Source organism: Caballeronia sp. dw_19, assembly GCF_018449515.1.
Lineage (GTDB): Bacteria > Pseudomonadota > Gammaproteobacteria > Burkholderiales > Burkholderiaceae > Caballeronia.
Genome location: NZ_JAAVUQ010000005.1, coordinates 151,757 through 171,931, shown reverse-complemented (window position 1 = coordinate 171,931; position 20,175 = coordinate 151,757). Strand labels below are relative to the sequence as shown.

Here is a 20,175-nt window from a genome sequence, read left to right as displayed (position 1 = left end):
CGGAAGCAGGTTTCAATCGGTGCAATATTCTCAGCAAATTCCTAAGAAAATGCCTGTAGATACTTGACTAAATCCGTAGGCTATTTATACTTGACCAAAATCATCCAGTATTAGCCGTAGCCCCCGGTAGCTTACAAACTATGAGACTCACCACGAAAGGCCGTTTCGCCGTCACGGCGATGATCGACCTGGCTTTACGCCAGGAGCAGGGCCCGGTGACGCTGGCAGGAATCAGCCAGCGCCAGCATATCTCGTTGTCCTATCTCGAACAGTTGTTCGGCAAGTTGCGCCGGCACGAGATTGTCGAGTCGGTGCGCGGTCCGGGCGGTGGATACAATCTTGCGCGCCGCGCCGAGAACGTCACGGTCGCAGACATCATTATTGCGGTGGACGAGCCTATCGACGCCACGCAATGCGGTGGCAAGGGTGCTTGCGAAGGCACCAAGCAGCACGACGGCCACTGCATGACCCACGAACTCTGGTCTACGCTCAATCAGAAGATGGTCGAGTATCTCGACTCGGTCTCGCTGAAAGATCTCGTCGACCAGCAGCGCGCACGCGAAGGATCGCCAGCGGTATTGCGCGACCGGCGTACCGAATCGGCGGGCGTGGAACCGGTGCGCGTGGCGCCGAAAGGACCGAATTCCGTTTTCAACCTGGCCGGCTGACGGCTGCCGCGTTTATTTGAGTATCTATTCAATGACGCGGCCGTCTCGCCTTGAACGAGCCAATTGAGTCATATCCCCGGAGCAACTGATGAACAACGACATTCCCCACCTGCCCATTTACATGGACTACAGCGCAACGACCCCGGTCGATCCGCGCGTGGTGGACAAGATGATTCCGTATCTGCGCGAGCAGTTCGGCAATCCGGCATCGCGTAGCCACCAATACGGCTGGGACGCGGAGCGGGCTGTCGAGGAAGCGCGCGAGAACGTCGCGAAGCTGGTCAATTGTGACCCGCGCGAAATCATCTGGACGTCGGGCGCCACCGAATCGGACAACCTCGCCATCAAGGGCGCGGCGCATTTCTACAAGAGCAAGGGCAAGCACATCATCACGGTGAAGACCGAGCACAAGGCCGTGCTCGATACCTGCCGTGAACTCGAACGCGAAGGTTTCGAAGTCACCTACCTGGATGTGAAGGACGACGGTTTGCTCGACCTGGACAAGTTTCAGGCAGCCATCCGTCCGGACACCATCCTGGTTTCCGTGATGAGCGTGAACAACGAGATCGGCGTGATCCAGGACGTGGCGGCGATCGGCGAGATCACGCGTGCAAAGGGCATCATATTTCACGTCGATGCAGCGCAAGCGACCGGCAAGATTGAGATCGATCTGCAAAAGCAGAAGGTCGACCTGATGTCGTTTTCGGCGCACAAGACGTACGGCCCGAAGGGTATCGGCGCGTTGTTCGTGCGTCGCAAGCCGCGTATCCGTATTGAAGCGCAAATGCACGGCGGCGGTCACGAGCGCGGTATGCGCTCGGGCACGCTGGCCACGCATCAGATCGTCGGCATGGGCGAGGCGTTCCGGATCGCGCGCGAAGAAATGGCCGTTGAAAACGAGCGCATCCGCATGTTGCGTGACCGCTTGCTCAACGGCTTGAAGGAGATGGAAGAGGTGTATGTGAATGGCGACATGGAAACCCGTGTGCCGCATAACCTCAACATCAGCTTCAACTTCGTGGAAGGCGAATCGTTGATCATGGCGGTGAAGGACGTGGCGGTATCGTCGGGTTCGGCATGTACGTCGGCTTCGTTGGAACCGTCTTATGTGTTGCGGGCGCTTGGCCGCAACGACGAGCTCGCGCACAGCTCGATCCGTTTTACGGTTGGCCGCTTCACGACCGAGCAGGACGTGGATTACGTGATTAACTTGCTCAAGGGCAAGATTCAGAAATTGCGCGATCTGTCGCCGCTTTGGGAAATGCATAAGGACGGTATCGACATTTCGTCGATTCAGTGGGCTGCGCATTAAGCGCTTGGCTGGCCGCTTTGACGGCGGCTCATTTGCGCTCATGTTTGAACGCACACGCATACGAATTCAAGGAGTTTGATCATGGCTTATAGCGACAAGGTTCTGGACCATTACGAAAACCCGCGCAATGTCGGTTCGTTCGGCAAGGACGATGACACCGTCGGCACCGGCATGGTCGGCGCGCCGGCATGTGGCGACGTGATGAAGCTGCAGATCCGCGTGGGCGCGGACGGCGTGATCGAGGATGCGAAGTTCAAGACATACGGCTGCGGTTCGGCTATTGCTTCCAGCTCGCTCGTGACCGAGTGGGTGAAGGGCAAGACGCTGGATCAGGCGCTGGAGATCAAGAACACGCACATTGCCGAAGAACTGGCACTGCCTCCGGTAAAGATTCACTGTTCGATCCTGGCCGAAGACGCAATCAAGGCCGCCGTTGCTGACTACAAGCAACGTCATGGTGCGGGCACGGTGGAAGCTGCTCCGGTTGAAGCGAAGCAACACGCGGCTTAAGCGGTAGGTAGTAATCAGCAATCAGGTTCCGGGAAGGGCGCTTGGGTGATCAGTTAGTCGATCAGTTGACTTCAGGCGCTCTGGTTTTCGATTCAAAGCAAGGCTGCAGCGTGGCGGCCGGAGAAACGATTGACTCCGGGCGAGCGGCTGCTGATGAGAGACTATGGCAATCACGTTGACGGACAAGGCAGCACAACACGTGCAGAAGTATCTGGTTCGACGCGGCAAGGGCGTTGGCCTGCGCGTCGGCGTGCGCACAACCGGCTGCTCGGGCCTCGCTTACAAGCTCGAGTATGTGGACGAACTCGCGCCGGAAGACCAGGTGTTCGAGTCGAGCGGCGTGAAGATCATTGTCGATCCGAAGAGCCTGGCTTATATCGACGGGACCGAGCTGGATTTCGCGCGCGAAGGGCTGAACGAAGGGTTCAAGTTCAATAACCCGAACGTGAAAGACGAGTGCGGTTGCGGCGAATCGTTTCGCGTATAGCGCGGCGCAAGAACAGCAAAAGAGGCGGCGCGTGCCGCCTTTTTCTTTAATGCCGCCGGTTTAGAAGTCTCTCTTAGCCCTGCTTTCCGCTGATCTTTCACTCATTTTCAACATGGCAACGCTCAACGACAGTCACTTCGATCTGTTTGACCTCCCGCCGACCTACGCCATCGATGCAAAAACACTCGACGACGCGTACCGGACGGTGCAGGCGCAGGTTCATCCCGATCGTTTTGCGGCCGCTGGCGACGCGCAGAAACGCGTCGCGATGCAGTGGGCCACGCGGGCGAACGAGGCGTATCAGACGTTGCGCGATCCGCTAAAGCGGGCAACGTATATGTTGTCGCTGCGTGGCGTGCATGCCGACGCGGAGAACAACACCGCGATGGAACCGGCCTTCCTGATGCAGCAAATGGAATGGCGCGAAAACATAGAGGACGCGGCTGACGCCAGGAACCTTGGCGCGCTCGAAGACTTGCTCCGTGAGTTGCGCGATCAGGAACGTATCCGCTTTGAAAAACTAGCGGCGCTGATCGACAGCCATTCCGACCAGGCGGCGAGCGAAGCCGTGCGCCAGCTGATGTTCATTGAGCGCGTGGCGAGCGAGATCGGCGTGCAGATCGAGAAGCTCGACTGAGCCTGACGCCATATATAAAACCAGACGACACCAACCCCCACTAGATCAACGATGGCTTTACTGCAAATTTCAGAACCCGGCATGGCTCCGGCGCCGCATCAGCGGCGGGTAGCTGTGGGTATCGACCTCGGTACGACCAATTCGCTGGTTGCCGCCGTGCGCAACAGCGTGGCCGAAGTGCTGCCCGACGAAGACGGCCATTACTTGCTGCCGTCAGTGGTCCGGTATCTGGAGAAGGGCGGCCGGCGGATCGGCCGCGTGGCGAAGGAAGAAGCGGCGCTCGATCCGCGCAATACCATTGTGTCGGTGAAGCGCTTCATGGGCCGCGGCAAAAGCGAAGTGGAAGGGGCGGAAAACGCGCCGTACGATTTCGTCGATGCACCCGGCATGGTACAGATTCGCACCATCGACGGCGTGAAAAGTCCGGTGGAAGTATCGGCGGAAATTTTGGCGACGCTGCGATATCGCGCGGAAGACACGCTTGCCGACGAGCTGGTCGGCGCGGTGATCACGGTTCCTGCTTACTTCGATGAAGCCCAGCGGCAAGCCACGAAAGACGCCGCGAAACTCGCCGGTTTGAACGTGCTGCGCCTCCTGAACGAACCGACCGCCGCGGCGATTGCGTACGGGCTGGACAATGCATCGGAAGGTTTGTATGCCGTGTATGACCTGGGCGGCGGGACCTTCGATCTGTCGATCCTCAAGCTCACGAAGGGCGTGTTCGAAGTGCTCGCAGCGGGCGGCGATTCAGCGCTCGGCGGCGACGATTTCGATGCGATGCTGTATCGGCATGTGCTGGTGAAATCCAAGGTAACGCCCGCTACGCCGGAAGACGTGCGTCTGCTGCTGGATCGCGTGCGCACGGCTAAGGAAGCGCTGTCCGACGCGCCTGAGGCCACCATTCAAGCCACGTTGTCCGATGGCAAGCAAATCGATTTCACTATCACCGAAAGCGACTTCGCTACGCTGACTGACGCACTGGTCGCCCGCACTTTGACTCCCACGCGCAAGGCCTTGCGCGACGCCAAGGTCGCGCCCGCCGAGATCAAGGGTGTGGTGCTCGTTGGCGGTGCCACGCGCATGCCGGTGATCCGCCGCGCGGTGCAAACTTACTTCGGCCAGCCGCCGTTGACCAATCTCGATCCGGATCAGGTCGTGGCGCTCGGTGCCGCCATCCAGGCGGACCTGCTCGCGGGAAATCGTCGCGGAGAAGGCGATGACTGGCTGCTGCTCGATGTCATTCCGCTGTCGCTCGGCGTTGAGACCATGGGCGGATTGACCGAGAAGATCATTCCGCGCAACTCGACCATTCCGGTCGCACGCGCGCAGGATTTCACGACCTTCAAAGATGGCCAGACGGCGATGGCAATCCACGTCGTGCAAGGCGAGCGCGAGCTGGTCTCGGACTGCCGTTCCCTCGCGCGTTTCGAGTTAAGGGGCATTCCCGCCATGGCCGCCGGTGCTGCGCGCATTCGCGTGACGTATCAGGTAGACGCGGACGGGTTGTTATCCGTGTTCGCGCGCGAGCAATTGTCGGGCGTGGAGGCGTCGGTGGTGGTGAAGCCATCCTACGGTCTCGCCGATGACGACGTCGCCCGCATGCTGGAAGAAAGCTTCACGACCGCCGAAGTCGACATGCGCGCCCGTGCGTTGCGCGAGGCGCAGGTCGACGCGCAGCGCTTGGTGGAAGCATCGCAGGCGGCGCTCGGCGTGGACGGTGAACTGCTGGACGAAGCGGAGCGGGTCAACATTGAAGCGCTGATCGTCAAGCTCTCGGCGGTCACGGGCGGGGACAGCGTTGATGCCATCGAAACGGCGACGAAAGAGCTTGCCGCCGCCACCGATGAATTCGCTGCCCGCCGCATGAACAAGAGCATTCGCCGCGCGCTCGCCGGCCGCAGGCTCGACGAAGTCTGACTATTCACTGACGACGCGCCGAGCCTCTCACGTACAAAGAACGGAAAGAAATTCATGCCTCAGATCGTAGTATTACCCCACGTGGAATTGTGTCCTGACGGCGCTGTGATTGACGCGGATACGTCGAAGAGCATTTGCGACAACTTGCTGGACAACGGCATCGAGATTGAACATGCGTGCGAAAAATCGTGCGCGTGCACGACCTGTCACGTGATCATTCGCGAGGGTTTCAACGCGCTTGTGCCGTCGGAGGAGGACGAGGACGATTTGCTCGACAAGGCCTGGGGACTTGAGCCGACGTCGCGGTTATCATGTCAGGCGATGGCGCCGGCGGACGAGGATCTGGTTGTCGAGATTCCGCGCTACACCATCAACCACGCCAAAGAGAATCACTGAACTTAAATCAGCGACCACGAGACAGGAGCGCTCGCCATGAAGTGGACAGATACGCAGGATATCGCGATGGCACTGACCGACGCGCATCAGAACGTCGATCCGCAATTCGTGCGATTTACGGATTTGCATCGCTGGGTGACAGAGCTTCCGGGCTTCGACGACGACCCTGCAAGGTCCAACGAGAAGATTCTCGAAGCGATCCAGGCGGCGTGGATTGAAGACGCGGATTATTGAATCCGGTTGGTTTTCTCGAACCGCAAACGCTGCGGACAAGGCAAAACGGCGATTCCATCGGGAATCGCCGTTTTGCTTTTGTGGCTTCGTTTCTGAAATTTCCGGCTATAAATCAGCCCGCAGCCAGCGTGCCGTTTTCAATCCGCACGCGTTGCCCTTGACTGAACGGCGGCGCTTGGCGATACGTGAAGTAACGCGTCTTGCCGCTTTCCATCCGCACGCGTACCGAATAATCGGTTTCGCTGCGCAGATGTTTTTCGACCGCATTGCCGCCCAGGCCACCGCCGAGCGCGCCGAGAATCGTCATGCCAGTTCGACCGCCTCCGCGTCCGAACTGATTCCCGATAAGGCCGCCTGCGACCGCGCCGCCCACCGCGCCAATGCCGGTTCCCTGCCCTTCATGCCGTACGGCCGAGATCGCTTCCACCGTACCGCACGTCGAGCAATAGGCGGGTTGAGCGGGTTGCTGCTGTGCGTAGTTAGGCTGCTGCGCAGGGACAGGCTGCTGCTGTGCCATCTGAGGAGGTGCCGCCTGTTGCTGTTGTTGCTGCTGGGCTGCCGCGCGCTGCTGAGCTTGCTGTTGAGCAAGCTGGTCCTGCTGCGCCTGCTGTTGCTGAGCAGCAGTGGGCTCGGCGGGTTGCGTTGCCGGTTGCGTCGCAACTTGCGCGGCCTGGGTCTGGTCGTTGGTCGGGGACGTACTCGATGCTTTCGGGAACAGTCCGGTGACTGCTGCCGTGGCAGCAAGGCTGGCAATGATCACCGCGCCCGCGGCGGTTGCCACCAGCGGATGAATCTTGCGGTCGCGTGGCGCGTCGGGATTCGGTGAATTCGATGTGGTCATGTTGTTGCTGTTATCCATTTTTGGACCTCCGTCTCAAGGCAGAGTGTGGCATTACCGGGTGTGACGTTGCTCATTCACGAAAGCAGTGTCGAACAATCTGAAGCGTAAGGTTTGTCAATTTGTAACGTTTCCAGGTATCCATCAGTCGCAAGAAACGCACCGGATTGAAGATGTGCCGGATGGCTTTGTTTTATAAGGGTTTTCCAGATAAAGCCGGCGTCAAGCGGTAGTCTTGGATGGAGGTTTTTACCGAAAGTTACAAATCCAGCCATTCTTCAGGACGAAAAAAAGGCGCTTTCGCACCTTTTTTACAAACTTGCCGTCCCTGCGTGCGCTCAGTCTTCGCGACGCAAATGCGGAAACAGGATGACGTCGCGAATGCTTGGGCTATCGGTCAGCAACATGACCAGCCGGTCGATACCGATTCCGCAGCCGCCCGTCGGCGGCATGCCGTGTTCCAGCGCGCGAATGTAGTCGGCGTCGTAGAACATGGCTTCCTCGTCGCCGGCATCTTTCTGGTCGACTTGTTTCTGGAACCGCGCTGCCTGATCTTCCGGATCATTCAGCTCCGAGAAACCGTTCGCAATCTCACGCCCCACAATGAACAACTCGAAGCGTTCCGTAATGCCCGGAGCCGTGTCCGATGCCCGCGCCAACGGCGAGACTTCCAGCGGATAGTCGACAATAAACGTCGGCTCCCACAATTGCGATTCGGCCGTTTCCTCGAACAGCGCGAGTTGCAACGAACCGACGCCTGCGTTCAAAAACTGCGGCTGCGATGCATCGACGCCGAACTTCTTCAACTCGGTGCGCAGGAACGCGGCATCGGCGAGTTGTTCGTTCGTGTATTGCGGCGCGTATTTCTGGATCGCTTCGCAGATCGTCAACCGATGGAACGGCTTCGACAAATCCAGTTCACGCCCTTGATACACGATGTTCGCGTCGCCGCGCGCATCGATGGCCGCCTGACGGATCAGCGCTTCGGTGAAGTCCATCATCCACGTGTAGTCCGTGTACGCGGCGTAGAACTCCATCATGGTGAACTCGGGGTTGTGTCGCGGCGACACGCCTTCGTTACGGAAATTCCGGTTGATTTCGAACACGCGTTCGAAGCCACCGACAACCAGGCGCTTCAAATACAGTTCCGGCGCGATACGCAGGAACATCTGCATGTCGAGCGCGTTGTGATGCGTGACGAACGGCTTCGCTGCCGCGCCGCCGGGAATCGGATGCAGCATCGGCGTTTCCACTTCCATGAAATCCGCCTTCGCCATGAAGCTGCGGATCGACGCGAACGCTTTCGTGCGCGCAATAAACGTCTGGCGCGTTTCCGGCGTCACGATCAGGTCGACATAACGCTGGCGATAGCGCATTTCCTGATCGGCGAGGCCGTGGAATTTATCGGGAAGAGGGCGCAGCGCTTTGGTCAGCAGGCGCAGTTCCGTGCAACGCACCGACAATTCGCCCTTGTTCGTGCGGAACAAAACACCCTTCGTCGCGATGATGTCGCCCAGATCCCACTTCTTGAACGCGTCGTAGACTTCCTGGCCGACGTCGGCGGGCGTGATGAAGAACTGGATCTGGCCGCTGCCGTCTTGCACCGTCGCAAAACTGGCCTTGCCCATCACGCGTTTCAACATCATCCGGCCCGCGACCGCGACTTGCAGCGGCTCGGCTTCGAGCGCTTCCTTGTCTTTATCGGCGTAGTCGGATTGCAGCGCGGCGGCTTGGTGTGTCGGCCGGAAATCGTTCGGAAATGCGATTCCTTGCTCACGCAGCGCACGGAGTTTGTCGCGACGCTCGGCGAGGATCTGGTTTTCTTCCAGTTCGGGAGCTGCGCCCGGCTGAGTCGGTTCGGTCATGATGTGTTTGGCTTTGAGTGCGATGATTGCGGCGTGGTCGTGGGCCTGAACTGCGTCCAGGTTGTTTGCGTTTCACCGCGTGAATGACAAGGTTGAAACACAGCGCAGGAACACAGGCACACGGATGGTCGCAAAATATTAGCGATGCAATGCTGCGATGGATTGCCGTGAACGAAGCAACGTCGAAACGATGCGGTTGGCGCGGCGGCGTGTTACTGAAGCCGCGCCATTTGCTCGACTTTTGCTTATACGCCCTGTTTGAGACTCGCGCCGATGAAGTCGTCCAGGTCGCCGTCCAGCACGGCTTTCGTGTTGCTGATTTCCACGTTCGTGCGCAAGTCCTTGATGCGGCTGTTATCGAGCACGTACGAGCGGATCTGGTGACCCCAGCCCACGTCGGTCTTGCTGTTTTCCAGGTTGTCTTTCTCAACCTGCCGCTTGCGCATTTCGAACTCGTACAACTTCGCTTTCAGCATCTGCATGGCTTCGGCGCGGTTACGGTGTTGCGAGCGGTCGTTCTGGCACTGCACAACAATCCCGGTGGGCGCGTGAGTCAGGCGCACGGCCGAATCGGTCTTGTTGATGTGCTGGCCGCCGGCGCCCGATGCGCGATACGTGTCGGTGCGAATGTCGGCCGGATTGATATCGATTTCGATGGAATCGTCGACTTCCGGATACACGAAGATCGATGAAAACGACGTATGGCGTCCGCCCGATGAGTCGAAGGGCGATTTGCGTACCAGCCGATGAACGCCCGTTTCCGTGCGCAGGAAGCCGTACGCGTATTCGCCTTCAACCTTGATGGTCGCGCTTTTGATACCGGCAACGTCGCCGTCGGATTCTTCGAGAACTTCGGTCTTGAAGCCTTTGCGTTCACAGTAGCGAAGGTACTGGCGCATCAACATTGCGGCCCAGTCGCACGCTTCCGTGCCGCCGGCGCCGGCCTGGATATCGATGAAGCAGTTGTTCGGGTCGGCCGGGTTCGAGAACATCCGGCGGAATTCCATGTCTTCGACGCGTTTTTCGAGCGCTGCCGTGTCCGCTTCGCATGAGACGAGCGTGTCTTCGTCGTTTTCTTCGCGGGCCATGTCGAAGAGATCTTGCGTGTCGCGAAGATCGTTATCGAGGTCCGTGATGGTGGAGACGACGTTGTCCAGCAGCTTTTTCTCGCGGCCCAGGGCCTGGGCGTTTTTCGAGTCGTTCCAGACGTTCGGGTCTTCTAGTACCCGATTTACTTCTTCAAGACGCAAGGCCTTGTCGTCGTAGTCAAAGATACCCCCGGAGCTCGCCAGCGCGACGGCGCAGGTCGGCGAGGAGGTTCTCGATTGCGTTTAGACGTTCCGCTTCCATTTTTGATCGTTTTCAGGTTTTTTGGCTAAGAGGGAAATTATAGCTTAGGACGGGGTGCCTGCTGGACGCCCAAGGCCGCCGCCGCGGGAGCGCGCGCGGGTCGTTCGCACGGATGGCGGGGGGCATGAGTGGTCCAGGCCGGACGCGCCTTACCCCAGCGCATGTTCCACGATCATCTGTACCCGCGCGACTCCGTTCCAGGTATCGGAAACGAGCCGGTACGCCACGACGGTGCGTGTGGGCAGCGTTTCCGTGTGATTAAACCAGATAGCGTTGAACCGCTGCTGCCCGCGCCGCAATTGCAGCTTCAAATGCTTGTCCTTGACCAGCGCCTGGGACGCCACTTCAAACTCCCCGGAAAACACGGGCGCCGGAAAGCCTTGCCCCCACACCGCGCCATCGATCAATTCAACAAACTGCGGCGTGAAATAAGCGTCCTCGAGTTCGCCGTCGGTTTCGACCACCCGTGACAAGGCATCGGACGTCAACCACTCGCGCCCGACGGCTTCAAACGCCGCAGTAAACCGCGCGATGTCAGCGGTAACAATGGTCATCCCAGCCGCCATTGCGTGGCCGCCGAATTTCACGATCATCCCAGGCTCGCGCTTGGAAATCAGGTCGACCGCATCGCGCAGATGAAACCCCGGAATCGAGCGCCCCGATCCCTTCGATAAAACCCCGCTGTCATCGGCATGAGCAAACGTGAACGATGGCCGGTGAAACTTCTCCTTCAGCCGCCCCGCGACAATCCCGATCACGCCCTGATGCCACGCCGGATTAAACAGCGTCAACGTGGCTGAATCCGAAGGATCGATATTGGCAAGTTCCTCAAGCGCCTGTTCCTGCATCCCGGCTTCGATTTCACGCCGCTCGCGATTGATCGAATCCAGTTGCTGCGCGAGTTCCCATGCGCGGCCGATGTCATCGGTGATCAGGCATTCAATCCCAAGCGACATATCCGATAACCGTCCCGCCGCATTCAGCCTCGGCCCAAGCGCAAAACCGAGATCGAATCCGGACGCTGCGCGCGCATCGCGCGCAGCCGCGCGGAACAGCGCCGCGATGCCCGGTTGCATTCGTCCCGCGCGAATCCGCTTCAGGCCCTGCGCGACCAGGATCCGGTTGTTCGGATCGAGCTTCACGACGTCGGCGACCGTGCCGAGCGCAACCAGATCGAGCAGGCCGTCCAGACGCGGTTCAGGCGCGTCGGTGGTGAAAGCATCGCGACGACGCAGCTCCGCCCGCAATGCGAGCAGCACATAGAAAATGACCCCCACGCCCGCGATGCATTTACTCGGAAACGCACAGCCCGGCTGGTTCGGATTGACGATGGCGCGCGCGGGCGGCAGTTCATCGCCGGGTAGGTGGTGATCGGTCACCAGCACGTCGATACCCAACGCATTCGCAGCCTCGACGCCATCCACGCTCGCAATGCCGTTGTCCACGGTAATCAACAGATCCGGCTTCCCGCCCGCGCGGCGCGCGGCCAGAGCAACGATTTCCGGCGTCAGGCCATAGCCGTATTCGAACCGGTTCGGCACCAGGTAATCGATCTGCGCGCCGAACATCCGCAAGCCGCGCACGGCAACGGCGCAAGCGGTGGCGCCGTCGCAATCGTAGTCGGCGACGACCAGCATGCGGCGTTTCGCCGCGAGCGCGTCGGCGAGTACGGCGGCGGCTTCATCGCAACCTTTCAGCCCGACGGGCGCGTGCAATTTCTTGAGTTCGGTCTCGATCTCTTCCGGCGAACACACGCCACGCGATGCATACAGACGCGCAATGACAGGATGAACGCCATGTCGCACGAGGACGGCGGCATCGGCGGGAGAGGGCGCGCGGGTGACGATTCGGGTCATGCGGACAGGCCGGTGAGGATTCTTTTCATTCGCTTCATCTACTCGTATCGTTTATTCGCTTCGTTCATTCGATAAGCAGCGCCGCGATCGGACGCCGCCGCCAGAATTTGCGCAACGCGCCGCGCGTGACGGTCAGCGACACTGAGCCCGTGTCGCTGCACAACGTGAGGCGCAACGTGCCAAGCGTTCCGTTCTCGAGCGCGGCAAGGGCCGGCGCGAACCAGTCGCGCTCGAGCGTGCCGAGCGCGTCGTTCCAGCGCGCCCAGTCCTGCTCGATGAACGGTGCGGAAAACGGGTCGAGTTCGACAAGCGCGCGGCCATTGCTTGCCGTTGCAGAAGCCATGAAAGCGGCGAAAGAGTCCGGCGGCGCTTGCGGCACGATATCGGCTGCCAATGCGAGCCCGCGTGTGGCCGGAGCGTTCGACATTACGTGTACGAATGGGCTCGTTACGCTGCGTAGCGCGCCTTGCGCGTGCAGCCAGATGGAGTTGATCGCGGGCAAGCCACGCGCTTCACGTGCTTCGTTGAGCGGGTGTTCGAACCACGCCATCTGCACTTCGTTCTGCAGCTTCATCCACGCACGCGAGCGTTCGCCGGTGCCTGCTTCATGCGGCAACCAGATTTCGATATTGCGCCCGCTCGCTCTCAACGGCGACGCGCCCGCGAGCTTGCCGAGATTCGGTCCGGCGACGTACCAGCGTGCCGGCTGCGGTGCCTGAATGGTCAGTCCGAGGTCTTCTATCAGCGGCTTGACGACATCGAATAACGTGCGTGCTTCCTGATCGTCTACACCCAGCGTGGCCGGATCGATCAGCACCAGATGATCACGCGCGATCCGCACGTGCACCGGCTCGATGCATGCCCAAATGGTATCGCCGGGCGTTCCGCCGTCGGCGAGCAACATATAGGGCGCGAGCGGCGCTTCGTCGGAGGCTTGTCCGGGCGCCTCGTTCACGACGCCAAACTGCCGTGCGATCCAGCGCTCGTGCGGCAGAGTGCGCTGGAAATCCTCGCCGATCACGCGCTCATCGAGCGTCGCCCGGGCGAGCAGCCGGTCGAGCGCGGGGCGGTCCAGCTTGTGCAGCGCAGTGGCGGCGTCCGCAGCCGATGGCAGCGCGAACGGTAAGAGAAGGTGAAGGTCTGGGAGCTTGGACGTGGGCATGATGCTGCGCATTGTATGGCAAAGGCCCCGGTGTCTTCCGGGCGCTTGCCGTTTGCCTCGGTGCTATACGCTACATATGCGTAACAAGTAATACGTGGATAGTTGCCGGACACACAAAGTCGATCCTGGATCACGTCAAGGCTGGGCTGTGGCAGCGAAGGTGCGCGTGTTGCACGCCGGGACCGGTCCATCGCTCGCGGATCAATTCCGCTAACCCAACTCCGCAGACCTTGCCCCAAGGTTTTACGACGACACCCGGAGTCAGGTCACACCACATTTCCGTGCCTGCCTGGGTTGATGCATCACGCGCGCGACAACTCACGGGGTTCAACCTTGCGATCGATTTCACTGCGCGTTGGCAATGTTTTCAAGTCGTACATGGCTTGGAGATTCAACCAGAACTCGGGGGTCGAGTCGAAGTAGCGTGCAAGGCGATAGGCGGTGTCGGCCGTGATGCCGCGCCGTTCTTTCACGATTTCATGCAGACGCGTTGCAGGCACATTCAACGCCAGCGCCAGGGCGTTCACGCTCATTTCGAGCGGGACCAGATAATCTTCCCGCAATATCTCGCCCGGGTGAACCGGACGCATGCCGTTCTTGGACATGTGCTTTCCTAGTAGTGGTCAGTGATAGTCGATGATTTCGACGTCGACGGGACCCTTCGTCGTCCATTTGAAACAAACGCGCCATTGACCGTTGATCCGGATACTGAGCTGACCGCGCCGGTCGCCGGAAAGGGATTCGAGCCGGTTGCCGGGCGGCGACTTCAGGTCGCGTATTTCCACTGCAGCGTCCAATGCCGTAAGCCTTCTGATAGCAACATCAGCAATTGCCCGAAACCGTTTCGGTGTTCCACCTTCGTACAGTGCTTGCGTGTCCTTGCATCGGAACGTTTGGATCATTATGTTCATCGTATTACGTTTTGCGTAATACGTCAAGAGTGATGAAATTAAGCCGTTGCTGCGGCTGAAGCCGGTTTTTCGGAGGGACGATGCCGTGTGGGTGAGCCAGGCGAGTATGGACTGCGAGATGGCCGACGGAAATCGTCCGAACGGCCAGCATGCTGGCTTGCGCCGTCGTTTTCCCATCCGCCGCGACATCCCGGCTAAAGCGTGGGCTAAAGGTTCGGCTAAGAATTGTGTGGCAAACTTCGCGCTTGATTGCAGACGGATCGGTGCATCCGGTTGCGTTCGATCGATGCGGTAAGGGTAGAAAAGGCGTTGTGACCGCCACCCGATTGACCTGGCTCGGGTCAGAAAAACGGCGCAAGCCGCAAGGTTTCAGCCGTGCGCCGAATGCGCGATGTAAAGATCGAAGAACGTTAGAACGCTGAAAAGGAATCGCTTGAAACTTCCCTACGAATGGCAGATCGGCTGGCGCTATACCCGCGCCGGCAAACGCACCACCGGCAACGGTTTCATCTCGTTTATCGCGCTGGTATCGATGGCTGGTATCGCCCTTGGCGTCGCGGCGCTGATCGTGGTGCTCTCGGTAATGAACGGGTTCCAGAAAGAGGTCCGCGACCGCATGTTGTCCGTGCTCGCGCACGTTGAAATATTCTCGCCGACCGGGTCCATGCCCAACTGGCAACTGACTGCGCAGGAAGCGCGCAAGAATCCGGAAGTGATCGGCGCGGCGCCTTACGTGGACGCCCAGGCGCTCCTGACGCGTCAAGGCGCGGTCAGCGGCGTGGCGTTGCGAGGTGTGGAGCCGTCGCTGGAACCGGAAGTGTCGGATATCGGCAAGGAGATGCGGGGCGGCAAGCTCACAGATCTCGTGCCCGGCGGCTTCGGCATTGTGCTCGGCGCGGATCTGGCGACCAATCTCGGCGTGACAACGGGCGACAAGATCACACTGGTCGCGCCCGAAGGCACGATCACGCCGGCGGGCATGCTGCCGCGGCTCAAGCAGTTCACCGTGGTCGGCGTGTTCGAGTCGGGGCATTACGAATACGACTCCACGCTGGCGCTGATTTCCATTGCCGATGCCCAGGCGCTGTTCCGGCTGCCGGCGCCCACGGGCGTGCGCCTGAAGCTGAAGGACATGCAGCGTGCGCCGGAAGTCGCGCGGCAACTGTCGCGAACGCTTTCCGGCGACCTCTATATCCGTGACTGGACGCAGCAGAACAAGACCTGGTTCTCGGCCGTGCAGATCGAGAAACGCATGATGTTTATCATCTTGACGCTGATTATTGCGGTGGCGGCGTTCAACCTGGTGTCGTCGCTGGTGATGACCGTGACCGATAAACAAGCGGACATCGCCATCCTGCGCACGCTTGGCGCGCAACCCGGCTCGATCATGAAGATATTCGTGATCCAGGGCGTGACGATCGGCTTTATCGGCACGGCGCTTGGCGTGACGCTGGGGTGCCTTATCGCGTGGAGCATTCCGTGGCTCGTGCCCATGATCGAGCATCTGCTTGGCGTGCAGTTCCTGCCGCCATCGGTGTATTTCATCAGCGAATTGCCGTCCGAACTCGTCCCCGCCGACGTCGCGCGGATCGGCCTTATCGCATTCGGATTGTCATCGCTCGCAACGCTCTATCCGAGCTGGCGCGGCGCGAAGGTTCGCCCGGCGGAGGCACTGCGCTATGAGTGATAACAACAGCAACATCGTGCTCGAAGCATCGGCGATTTCGAAGACGTTCGTGCAGGGCGGCTTCAACGTGCAAGTGCTCGATAACGCAGAATTGCAGGTCCGGCGTGGCGAGAAACTGGCGATCGTAGGCGCATCGGGGTCGGGTAAAAGCACGCTGCTTCACGTGCTCGGCGGTCTCGATGAACCCAGCGCCGGCAAGGTTTCACTGCTGGGCAAACCGTTCACCGCATTGCGTGAACGCGAACGCAACGAACTGCGTAATCGTGCGCTCGGTTTCGTGTATCAGTTTCATCATTTGCTTGCCGAATTCACCGCGCTCGATAACGTCGCGATGCCGCTGCGCATTCGCCGCATGAGCGAAACGGACGCGCGCAAGGAGGCCATGGCCGTGCTCGAACGCGTGGGGATTGGCCATCGGGCTAAGCATCGGCCGGGCGAATTGTCGGGCGGCGAGCGTCAGCGCGTGGCGATTGCACGTGCGCTGGTCACGCGCCCGGCATGCGTGCTCGCCGATGAGCCGACCGGCAACCTCGACGGCGCCACAGCGGATACGGTGTTCAACCTGATGCTGGAGTTGTCCCAGACGTTTGAGACGAGCTTCGTGATCGTCACGCATGACCCCGATCTCGCCGCACGCTGCGACCGCATCATGCGCTTGCGTGACGGCGTGTTGTTCGAGGAGCCGGTCGTCCCTGTTTGATCGCTGGATAACCGCTGGAATGCTGGAGGCCTTGCATGTGGATCGACACGCATTGCCATCTCGATGCATCCGAATTCGATGCCGACCGCGATGACGTCGCGGCGTCGGCGTTGAAAGAGGGTGTCTCGCGGATCGTGATTCCGGGCGTGGAGCGCCAGAATTTCGACCGCGTGCGTGAGCTTGCGCATCGTATTGAAGGCGGTGCTTACGCGCTTGGCATTCATCCGTTGTTCACGCCGCGTGCGCACGACGACGATCTGCGCGTGTTGCGCGAGCAGATTGCCGAGAGTATGGGGGACCCGAGGTTCGTGGGTATCGGCGAGATCGGGCTGGACTATTTTGTACCCGGCCTAGACGATGCGCGCCAAACCTTCTTCTATTACGAGCAGCTCAAGCTCGCACGCGAGTTCGATTTGCCGGTGATCTGCCATGTGCGCAAATCGCAGGACAAGGTGCTCAAGGGCCTGCGCGTGTTCTCCGTCAAACTCGGTATTGCGCACGCGTTCAACGGCAGTTTTCAGCAGGCCGAAGCGTTCATCGCGCATGGCATGCGCCTGGGTTTCGGCGGCAATCTGACCTTCGAACGCGCTCGCCAGATTCGGCGCCTCGCCGCAGAGTTGCCCCTGGACGCGATCGTGCTTGAAACCGATGCGCCCGATATTGCGCCTTCATGGCTCTACAAGCATCGCAATGCGCCGGATCAGGTGCCTGGCATCGCGCGGGTCCTTGCTGAGTTGCGCGGCATTGACGAAGAGACGCTTTCCTTAGGCACAACGGCTAACGCGCACGCCGCGCTGCCGCGGCTTGGCCTTATCTCCGCATAATCAGTTCCTTGTTTTCGTTCGATCGTAGGCATTGAAGGGCAGTTCTTTCCTTCGATGCGTCTGCGCTCGCGTCGAGTTTTTGAGGAGCGTGCGTGCGCGGTATCTTGATCGGCTTTGCGCTGGGAATCATGTGTTTGCAGCAGCAAGCTGCGTTGCCCGGCGCCCTTGTTTTATGGGCGCTTTTGCTCCTGCTCGGGCTTGCCTGTGCGCTCGCGGTTTGTTTCCCGCGGTTTCGCGCGGCATCGCTGATTGCGGCTGCATTGGTTATTGGCTTCGGTTACGCCGCCTGGCGCGCAGACACGCGATTGCAACGCGTTTTGCCCGTTGCGTTCGAGAATCGCAACATCGAGTTGACCGGATTCGTGCGCGGACTGCCAATGCAAGGCGCGGACGGCACACGCTTCCTGTTTGAAGTCGAATCGAACGATGCCGCGTTGACGAACTTCCCGCGTGTCGTACAACTATCGTGGATGGCGGTTGACGCGTCCAAACGCGGTCCTGCCGTCGCACCGCCGCCTGCTCTTTGGGCCGGGCAACGATGGACGCTGGTCACCCGATTGAAACGTCCGCATGGCAATGCCAATTTTCGGGGCCGCGATGCTGAAGTGGCGCTGCTCGCTCGCAACATTCGTGCGACCGGTTACGTTTCCGTGCCGGGCGCGGCGCGGCGTTTGCCCACGGATGCGCACGGTTTCGCGCTGACGATCGATCGTTGGCGTGCGCGGTTGCGCGAGCAGGTTCTAACGGCACTCGACGGTGCTCCGCATCGAGGAATTATCGTCGCGTTGGCCACAGGCGCCCAAGACGTGGTCAGCGATGCCGATTGGACCTTGCTGCGCGCGACCGGGACGAGTCATCTCGTGGCGATTTCCGGGCTGCATATTGGCTTTGTCGCAGGACTCGCGGCGCTTTTGTGCGGCGGGTTATGGCGACGCTTGCGATGGCGCGGGTTGCCGGCGCCGCTGATCGTATCGGCGCAAAAAGCGGCAGCAGCCGGCGCAGCGATATTCGCGGCCTTCTATGCGGCGCTCGCCGGATTCAACGTTCCCGCGCAACGATCGATGTGGATGCTTTGCTTCGTCGCGCTCGCTGTGTTGAGTGGCCGCCGACCGGCGTCTTCGCTGGTGCTCGCTTGGGCACTGGGGCTTGTTCTGCTTGCCGATCCCTGGGCGGTGACGGCGGCGGGATTCTGGTTGTCGTTCTGCGCCGTGGCGGCCATTCTGTTCGCGATTGCATCGCGTGGACGGCGAGCATCGGTCGGCTTCGCGGAGGAGTTCGCGGCGGCCCAGGCAGACGATCAGGCAGACGAAGATCCTGCCGCGAGCGATCTCATCGATGAAGCTGGAAGTCAACGACGTCGCCCTATGCGCGACCGGCTTGGCGACCTGATCGGTCGAATCCGGGTTCGCTCGCTGGCGTGGCTCAGACCTACGGCACGGCGCGTCGGCCGCGGGATCGCATCCAGTGCGCGCGTGCAGTACGCCATAACGCTCGGACTCGCACCGCTCACCGCGTACTGGTTTTTCCAGATTCCACTGCTGGGGCCGCTTGCCAACGCGTTCGCGATTCCGTGGATCAGCTTTCTCGTGACACCGACCGTGCTGGTGGCCGTTTTGCTGCCCGCACCGCTCGATGGTTTCGCCTACCGCGCGGCGCATGGCATGCTGACCCCGATGTTCGACGCGCTCGCCCATCTGTCTGGACCCACATGGACGCTCTGGCGTTTGCCGCAACCGGACGGGTTTGCGCTGACGGCAGCGGCGTTTGGCGTGATATGGGCGCTGGCTCCGCGCGGCTGGCCGCTGCGGTTCGCTGCTCCGCTTACCTGGTTGCCGCTCGTGCTTCCAGTTTCTCAAGCGCCTCCGAACGGCACGTTTCGCGTAACGGCGCTCGACATTGGCCAGGGGTCTTCCATCGTCATCGAAACCATGCATCACACCTTGCTCTTCGATGCAGGTCCGGGCCCGGAATCCACGCACGCGGGTGAACGGCTTGTCGTGCCGTATCTATTCGCCCACGGCCTTTCCACGCTCGATACGCTGATGATCAGCCACTCGGATTCCGATCACTCGGGCGGTGCGCCCGCGGTGCTCGAAAGTATTCAGGTCAGGCAATTCGTGGCGTCGCTGCGGCCGCGCGAACTGTTGTGGAAGACGGCACAGGATCACGGCAGCGCTTTGTTGCGCTGCGTCGCGGGGCAGCGCTGGCAATGGGACGGCGTGGTGTTCGACGTGCTGTGGCCGCAGGCTGGGCCGCTCGCGGCCAAACCGAACGCGACGTCATGCGTGCTGAAAGTGACCAGCGCGGCAGGGCGCTCGGCGCTGCTGGCCGCCGACATTGAAGCCGACGTCGAGCGCCAGCTATTGCAACTCGGGCAACTCGGGCAACTCGGGCAACTCGGGCAACTCGGGCAACGCGGGCAACGCGGGCAACGCGGGCAACGCGGGCAACGCGGGCAACGCGGGCAACGCGGGCAACGCGGGCAACGCGGGCAACGCGGGCCCGCCGGGCTGCAGGCAGACGTGCTGATCGTGCCGCATCACGGCAGCAAGACGTCGTCTACCGAGCCTTTCCTAGACGCCGTGAGGCCGCGCGTCGCGGTATTTCAGGTAGGCTACCGCAACCGATTTAACCACCCGCATCCGACGGTTTTCGAGCGGTATCGATTACGTCATATCGAGTTATCGCGCAGCGACGAAGACGGCGCGGCGCGCATGGAGGTGTCGGCTGAGGTGTCTATCGAACGTTTCAGGCAGACTCACGCGCGTTACTGGATGGGGCGGTGAACAGAACGTTAATAATGAGACGCTGCAAAGAGACG

Annotated in this window: 19 protein-coding genes; 12 read left to right on the top strand and 7 right to left on the bottom strand. The window is 60.6% G+C overall.

From position 1 onward, the window contains the following. Nucleotides 1-140 precede the first annotated feature (140 nt). The 8 genes from iscR (at nt 141) to iscX (ending at nt 6,161) form a co-directional block, all read left to right on the top strand. The gene (gene iscR, locus HB376_RS09365; RefSeq protein ID WP_213763320.1) at nt 141-668 is read left to right on the top strand and encodes a Fe-S cluster assembly transcriptional regulator IscR; all 528 of its coding nucleotides are present in this window, start codon (nt 141-143) and stop codon (nt 666-668) included. 88 nt (nt 669-756) lie between these two features. Further along, on the top strand, nt 757-1,980 hold the full coding sequence (locus HB376_RS09360; RefSeq protein WP_213763319.1) for an IscS subfamily cysteine desulfurase: 1,224 nt from the start codon (nt 757-759) through the stop codon (nt 1,978-1,980). Nucleotides 1,981-2,061: 81 nt separating this feature from the next. Continuing rightward, nucleotides 2,062-2,490: a Fe-S cluster assembly scaffold IscU gene (gene iscU / locus HB376_RS09355; protein WP_213763317.1), complete on the top strand. Its 429-nt coding sequence runs from the start codon at nt 2,062-2,064 to the stop codon at nt 2,488-2,490. A 163-nt stretch (nt 2,491-2,653) separates the two neighbouring features. Next, entirely contained in the window at nt 2,654-2,977 is a 324-nt protein-coding gene (iscA, locus tag HB376_RS09350) for an iron-sulfur cluster assembly protein IscA (RefSeq protein WP_213763315.1), read from the top strand. 112 nt (nt 2,978-3,089) lie between these two features. Then, nucleotides 3,090-3,614 (top strand): Fe-S protein assembly co-chaperone HscB, encoded by a 525-nt coding sequence (gene hscB / locus HB376_RS09345; RefSeq protein ID WP_213763313.1) that lies wholly within the window; start codon nt 3,090-3,092, stop codon nt 3,612-3,614. A gap of 51 nt (nt 3,615-3,665) precedes the next feature. Further along, nucleotides 3,666-5,531, top strand: a complete 1,866-nt coding sequence (gene hscA / locus HB376_RS09340) for a Fe-S protein assembly chaperone HscA (RefSeq protein WP_213763311.1) — start codon at nt 3,666-3,668, stop codon at nt 5,529-5,531. Nucleotides 5,532-5,585: 54 nt separating this feature from the next. Next, nucleotides 5,586-5,927 (top strand): ISC system 2Fe-2S type ferredoxin, encoded by a 342-nt coding sequence (gene fdx / locus HB376_RS09335; RefSeq protein ID WP_060816902.1) that lies wholly within the window; start codon nt 5,586-5,588, stop codon nt 5,925-5,927. A 36-nt stretch (nt 5,928-5,963) separates the two neighbouring features. Further along, nucleotides 5,964-6,161: a Fe-S cluster assembly protein IscX gene (iscX, locus tag HB376_RS09330; protein WP_213763309.1), complete on the top strand. Its 198-nt coding sequence runs from the start codon at nt 5,964-5,966 to the stop codon at nt 6,159-6,161. Nucleotides 6,162-6,273: 112 nt separating this feature from the next. On the opposite strand, the gene HB376_RS09325 is transcribed toward iscX, so the two are convergent. From HB376_RS09325 to HB376_RS09295, 7 genes are all read right to left on the bottom strand, one after another. Continuing rightward, nucleotides 6,274-7,020 (bottom strand): glycine zipper 2TM domain-containing protein, encoded by a 747-nt coding sequence (locus HB376_RS09325; RefSeq protein ID WP_213763307.1) that lies wholly within the window; start codon nt 7,018-7,020, stop codon nt 6,274-6,276. Between the two features lie 317 nt (nt 7,021-7,337). Further along, complete coding sequence (lysS, locus tag HB376_RS09320; protein ID WP_213763306.1) at nt 7,338-8,864, bottom strand: lysine--tRNA ligase; 1,527 nt, start codon at nt 8,862-8,864, stop codon at nt 7,338-7,340. A 245-nt stretch (nt 8,865-9,109) separates the two neighbouring features. After that, a protein-coding gene (gene prfB / locus HB376_RS09315) for a peptide chain release factor 2 (protein WP_213763304.1) occupies nt 9,110-10,214 on the bottom strand; the annotation gives its coding sequence in 2 pieces (ribosomal slippage) (nt 9,110-10,132 and nt 10,134-10,214; 1,104 coding nt in all). Nucleotides 10,215-10,363: 149 nt separating this feature from the next. Continuing rightward, on the bottom strand, nt 10,364-12,070 hold the full coding sequence (gene recJ / locus HB376_RS09310; protein WP_213763302.1) for a single-stranded-DNA-specific exonuclease RecJ: 1,707 nt from the start codon (nt 12,068-12,070) through the stop codon (nt 10,364-10,366). A 64-nt stretch (nt 12,071-12,134) separates the two neighbouring features. Continuing rightward, complete coding sequence (locus HB376_RS09305) at nt 12,135-13,244, bottom strand: regulator (RefSeq protein WP_213763300.1); 1,110 nt, start codon at nt 13,242-13,244, stop codon at nt 12,135-12,137. A 290-nt stretch (nt 13,245-13,534) separates the two neighbouring features. Further along, the gene (locus tag HB376_RS09300) at nt 13,535-13,837 is read right to left on the bottom strand and encodes a HigA family addiction module antitoxin (RefSeq protein ID WP_213763298.1); all 303 of its coding nucleotides are present in this window, start codon (nt 13,835-13,837) and stop codon (nt 13,535-13,537) included. A gap of 18 nt (nt 13,838-13,855) precedes the next feature. Beyond that, on the bottom strand, nt 13,856-14,143 hold the full coding sequence (locus tag HB376_RS09295) for a type II toxin-antitoxin system RelE/ParE family toxin (RefSeq protein WP_276572808.1): 288 nt from the start codon (nt 14,141-14,143) through the stop codon (nt 13,856-13,858). Nucleotides 14,144-14,576: 433 nt separating this feature from the next. On the opposite strand from HB376_RS09295, the gene HB376_RS09290 reads away from it, so the two are divergent. The 4 genes from HB376_RS09290 to HB376_RS09275 all read left to right on the top strand — a co-directional run bounded on the left by HB376_RS09290 (nt 14,577) and on the right by HB376_RS09275 (nt 20,140). Continuing rightward, entirely contained in the window at nt 14,577-15,830 is a 1,254-nt protein-coding gene (locus HB376_RS09290; protein WP_213763295.1) for a lipoprotein-releasing ABC transporter permease subunit, read from the top strand. After that, on the top strand, nt 15,823-16,530 hold the full coding sequence (lolD, locus tag HB376_RS09285; RefSeq protein ID WP_213763293.1) for a lipoprotein-releasing ABC transporter ATP-binding protein LolD: 708 nt from the start codon (nt 15,823-15,825) through the stop codon (nt 16,528-16,530). Before HB376_RS09290 ends, lolD begins: the two co-directional genes overlap by 8 nt. 35 nt (nt 16,531-16,565) lie before the next feature. Further along, a complete protein-coding gene (locus HB376_RS09280; RefSeq protein WP_213763291.1) occupies nt 16,566-17,354 on the top strand; it encodes a TatD family hydrolase in 789 nt (262 codons plus the stop codon). Between the two features lie 92 nt (nt 17,355-17,446). After that, the gene (locus HB376_RS09275) at nt 17,447-20,140 is read left to right on the top strand and encodes a ComEC/Rec2 family competence protein (protein WP_213763290.1); all 2,694 of its coding nucleotides are present in this window, start codon (nt 17,447-17,449) and stop codon (nt 20,138-20,140) included. Nucleotides 20,141-20,175 lie beyond the last annotated feature (35 nt).

Coding starts and splice junctions, on each gene's coding strand:
- HB376_RS09295 (WP_276572808.1), bottom strand. CDS start 14,143: ATGAACATAATGATCCAAACGTTCCGATGCAAGGACACGCAAGCACTG.
- HB376_RS09300 (WP_213763298.1), bottom strand. CDS start 13,837: ATGTCCAAGAACGGCATGCGTCCGGTTCACCCGGGCGAGATATTGCGG.
- hscB (WP_213763313.1), top strand. CDS start 3,090: ATGGCAACGCTCAACGACAGTCACTTCGATCTGTTTGACCTCCCGCCG.
- HB376_RS09325 (WP_213763307.1), bottom strand. CDS start 7,020: ATGGATAACAGCAACAACATGACCACATCGAATTCACCGAATCCCGAC.
- lysS (WP_213763306.1), bottom strand. CDS start 8,864: ATGACCGAACCGACTCAGCCGGGCGCAGCTCCCGAACTGGAAGAAAAC.
- lolD (WP_213763293.1), top strand. CDS start 15,823: ATGAGTGATAACAACAGCAACATCGTGCTCGAAGCATCGGCGATTTCG.
- hscA (WP_213763311.1), top strand. CDS start 3,666: ATGGCTTTACTGCAAATTTCAGAACCCGGCATGGCTCCGGCGCCGCAT.
- iscA (WP_213763315.1), top strand. CDS start 2,654: ATGGCAATCACGTTGACGGACAAGGCAGCACAACACGTGCAGAAGTAT.
- HB376_RS09280 (WP_213763291.1), top strand. CDS start 16,566: ATGTGGATCGACACGCATTGCCATCTCGATGCATCCGAATTCGATGCC.
- iscR (WP_213763320.1), top strand. CDS start 141: ATGAGACTCACCACGAAAGGCCGTTTCGCCGTCACGGCGATGATCGAC.
- recJ (WP_213763302.1), bottom strand. CDS start 12,070: ATGACCCGAATCGTCACCCGCGCGCCCTCTCCCGCCGATGCCGCCGTC.
- fdx (WP_060816902.1), top strand. CDS start 5,586: ATGCCTCAGATCGTAGTATTACCCCACGTGGAATTGTGTCCTGACGGC.
- iscX (WP_213763309.1), top strand. CDS start 5,964: ATGAAGTGGACAGATACGCAGGATATCGCGATGGCACTGACCGACGCG.
- HB376_RS09360 (WP_213763319.1), top strand. CDS start 757: ATGAACAACGACATTCCCCACCTGCCCATTTACATGGACTACAGCGCA.
- iscU (WP_213763317.1), top strand. CDS start 2,062: ATGGCTTATAGCGACAAGGTTCTGGACCATTACGAAAACCCGCGCAAT.
- HB376_RS09305 (WP_213763300.1), bottom strand. CDS start 13,244: ATGCGCAGCATCATGCCCACGTCCAAGCTCCCAGACCTTCACCTTCTC.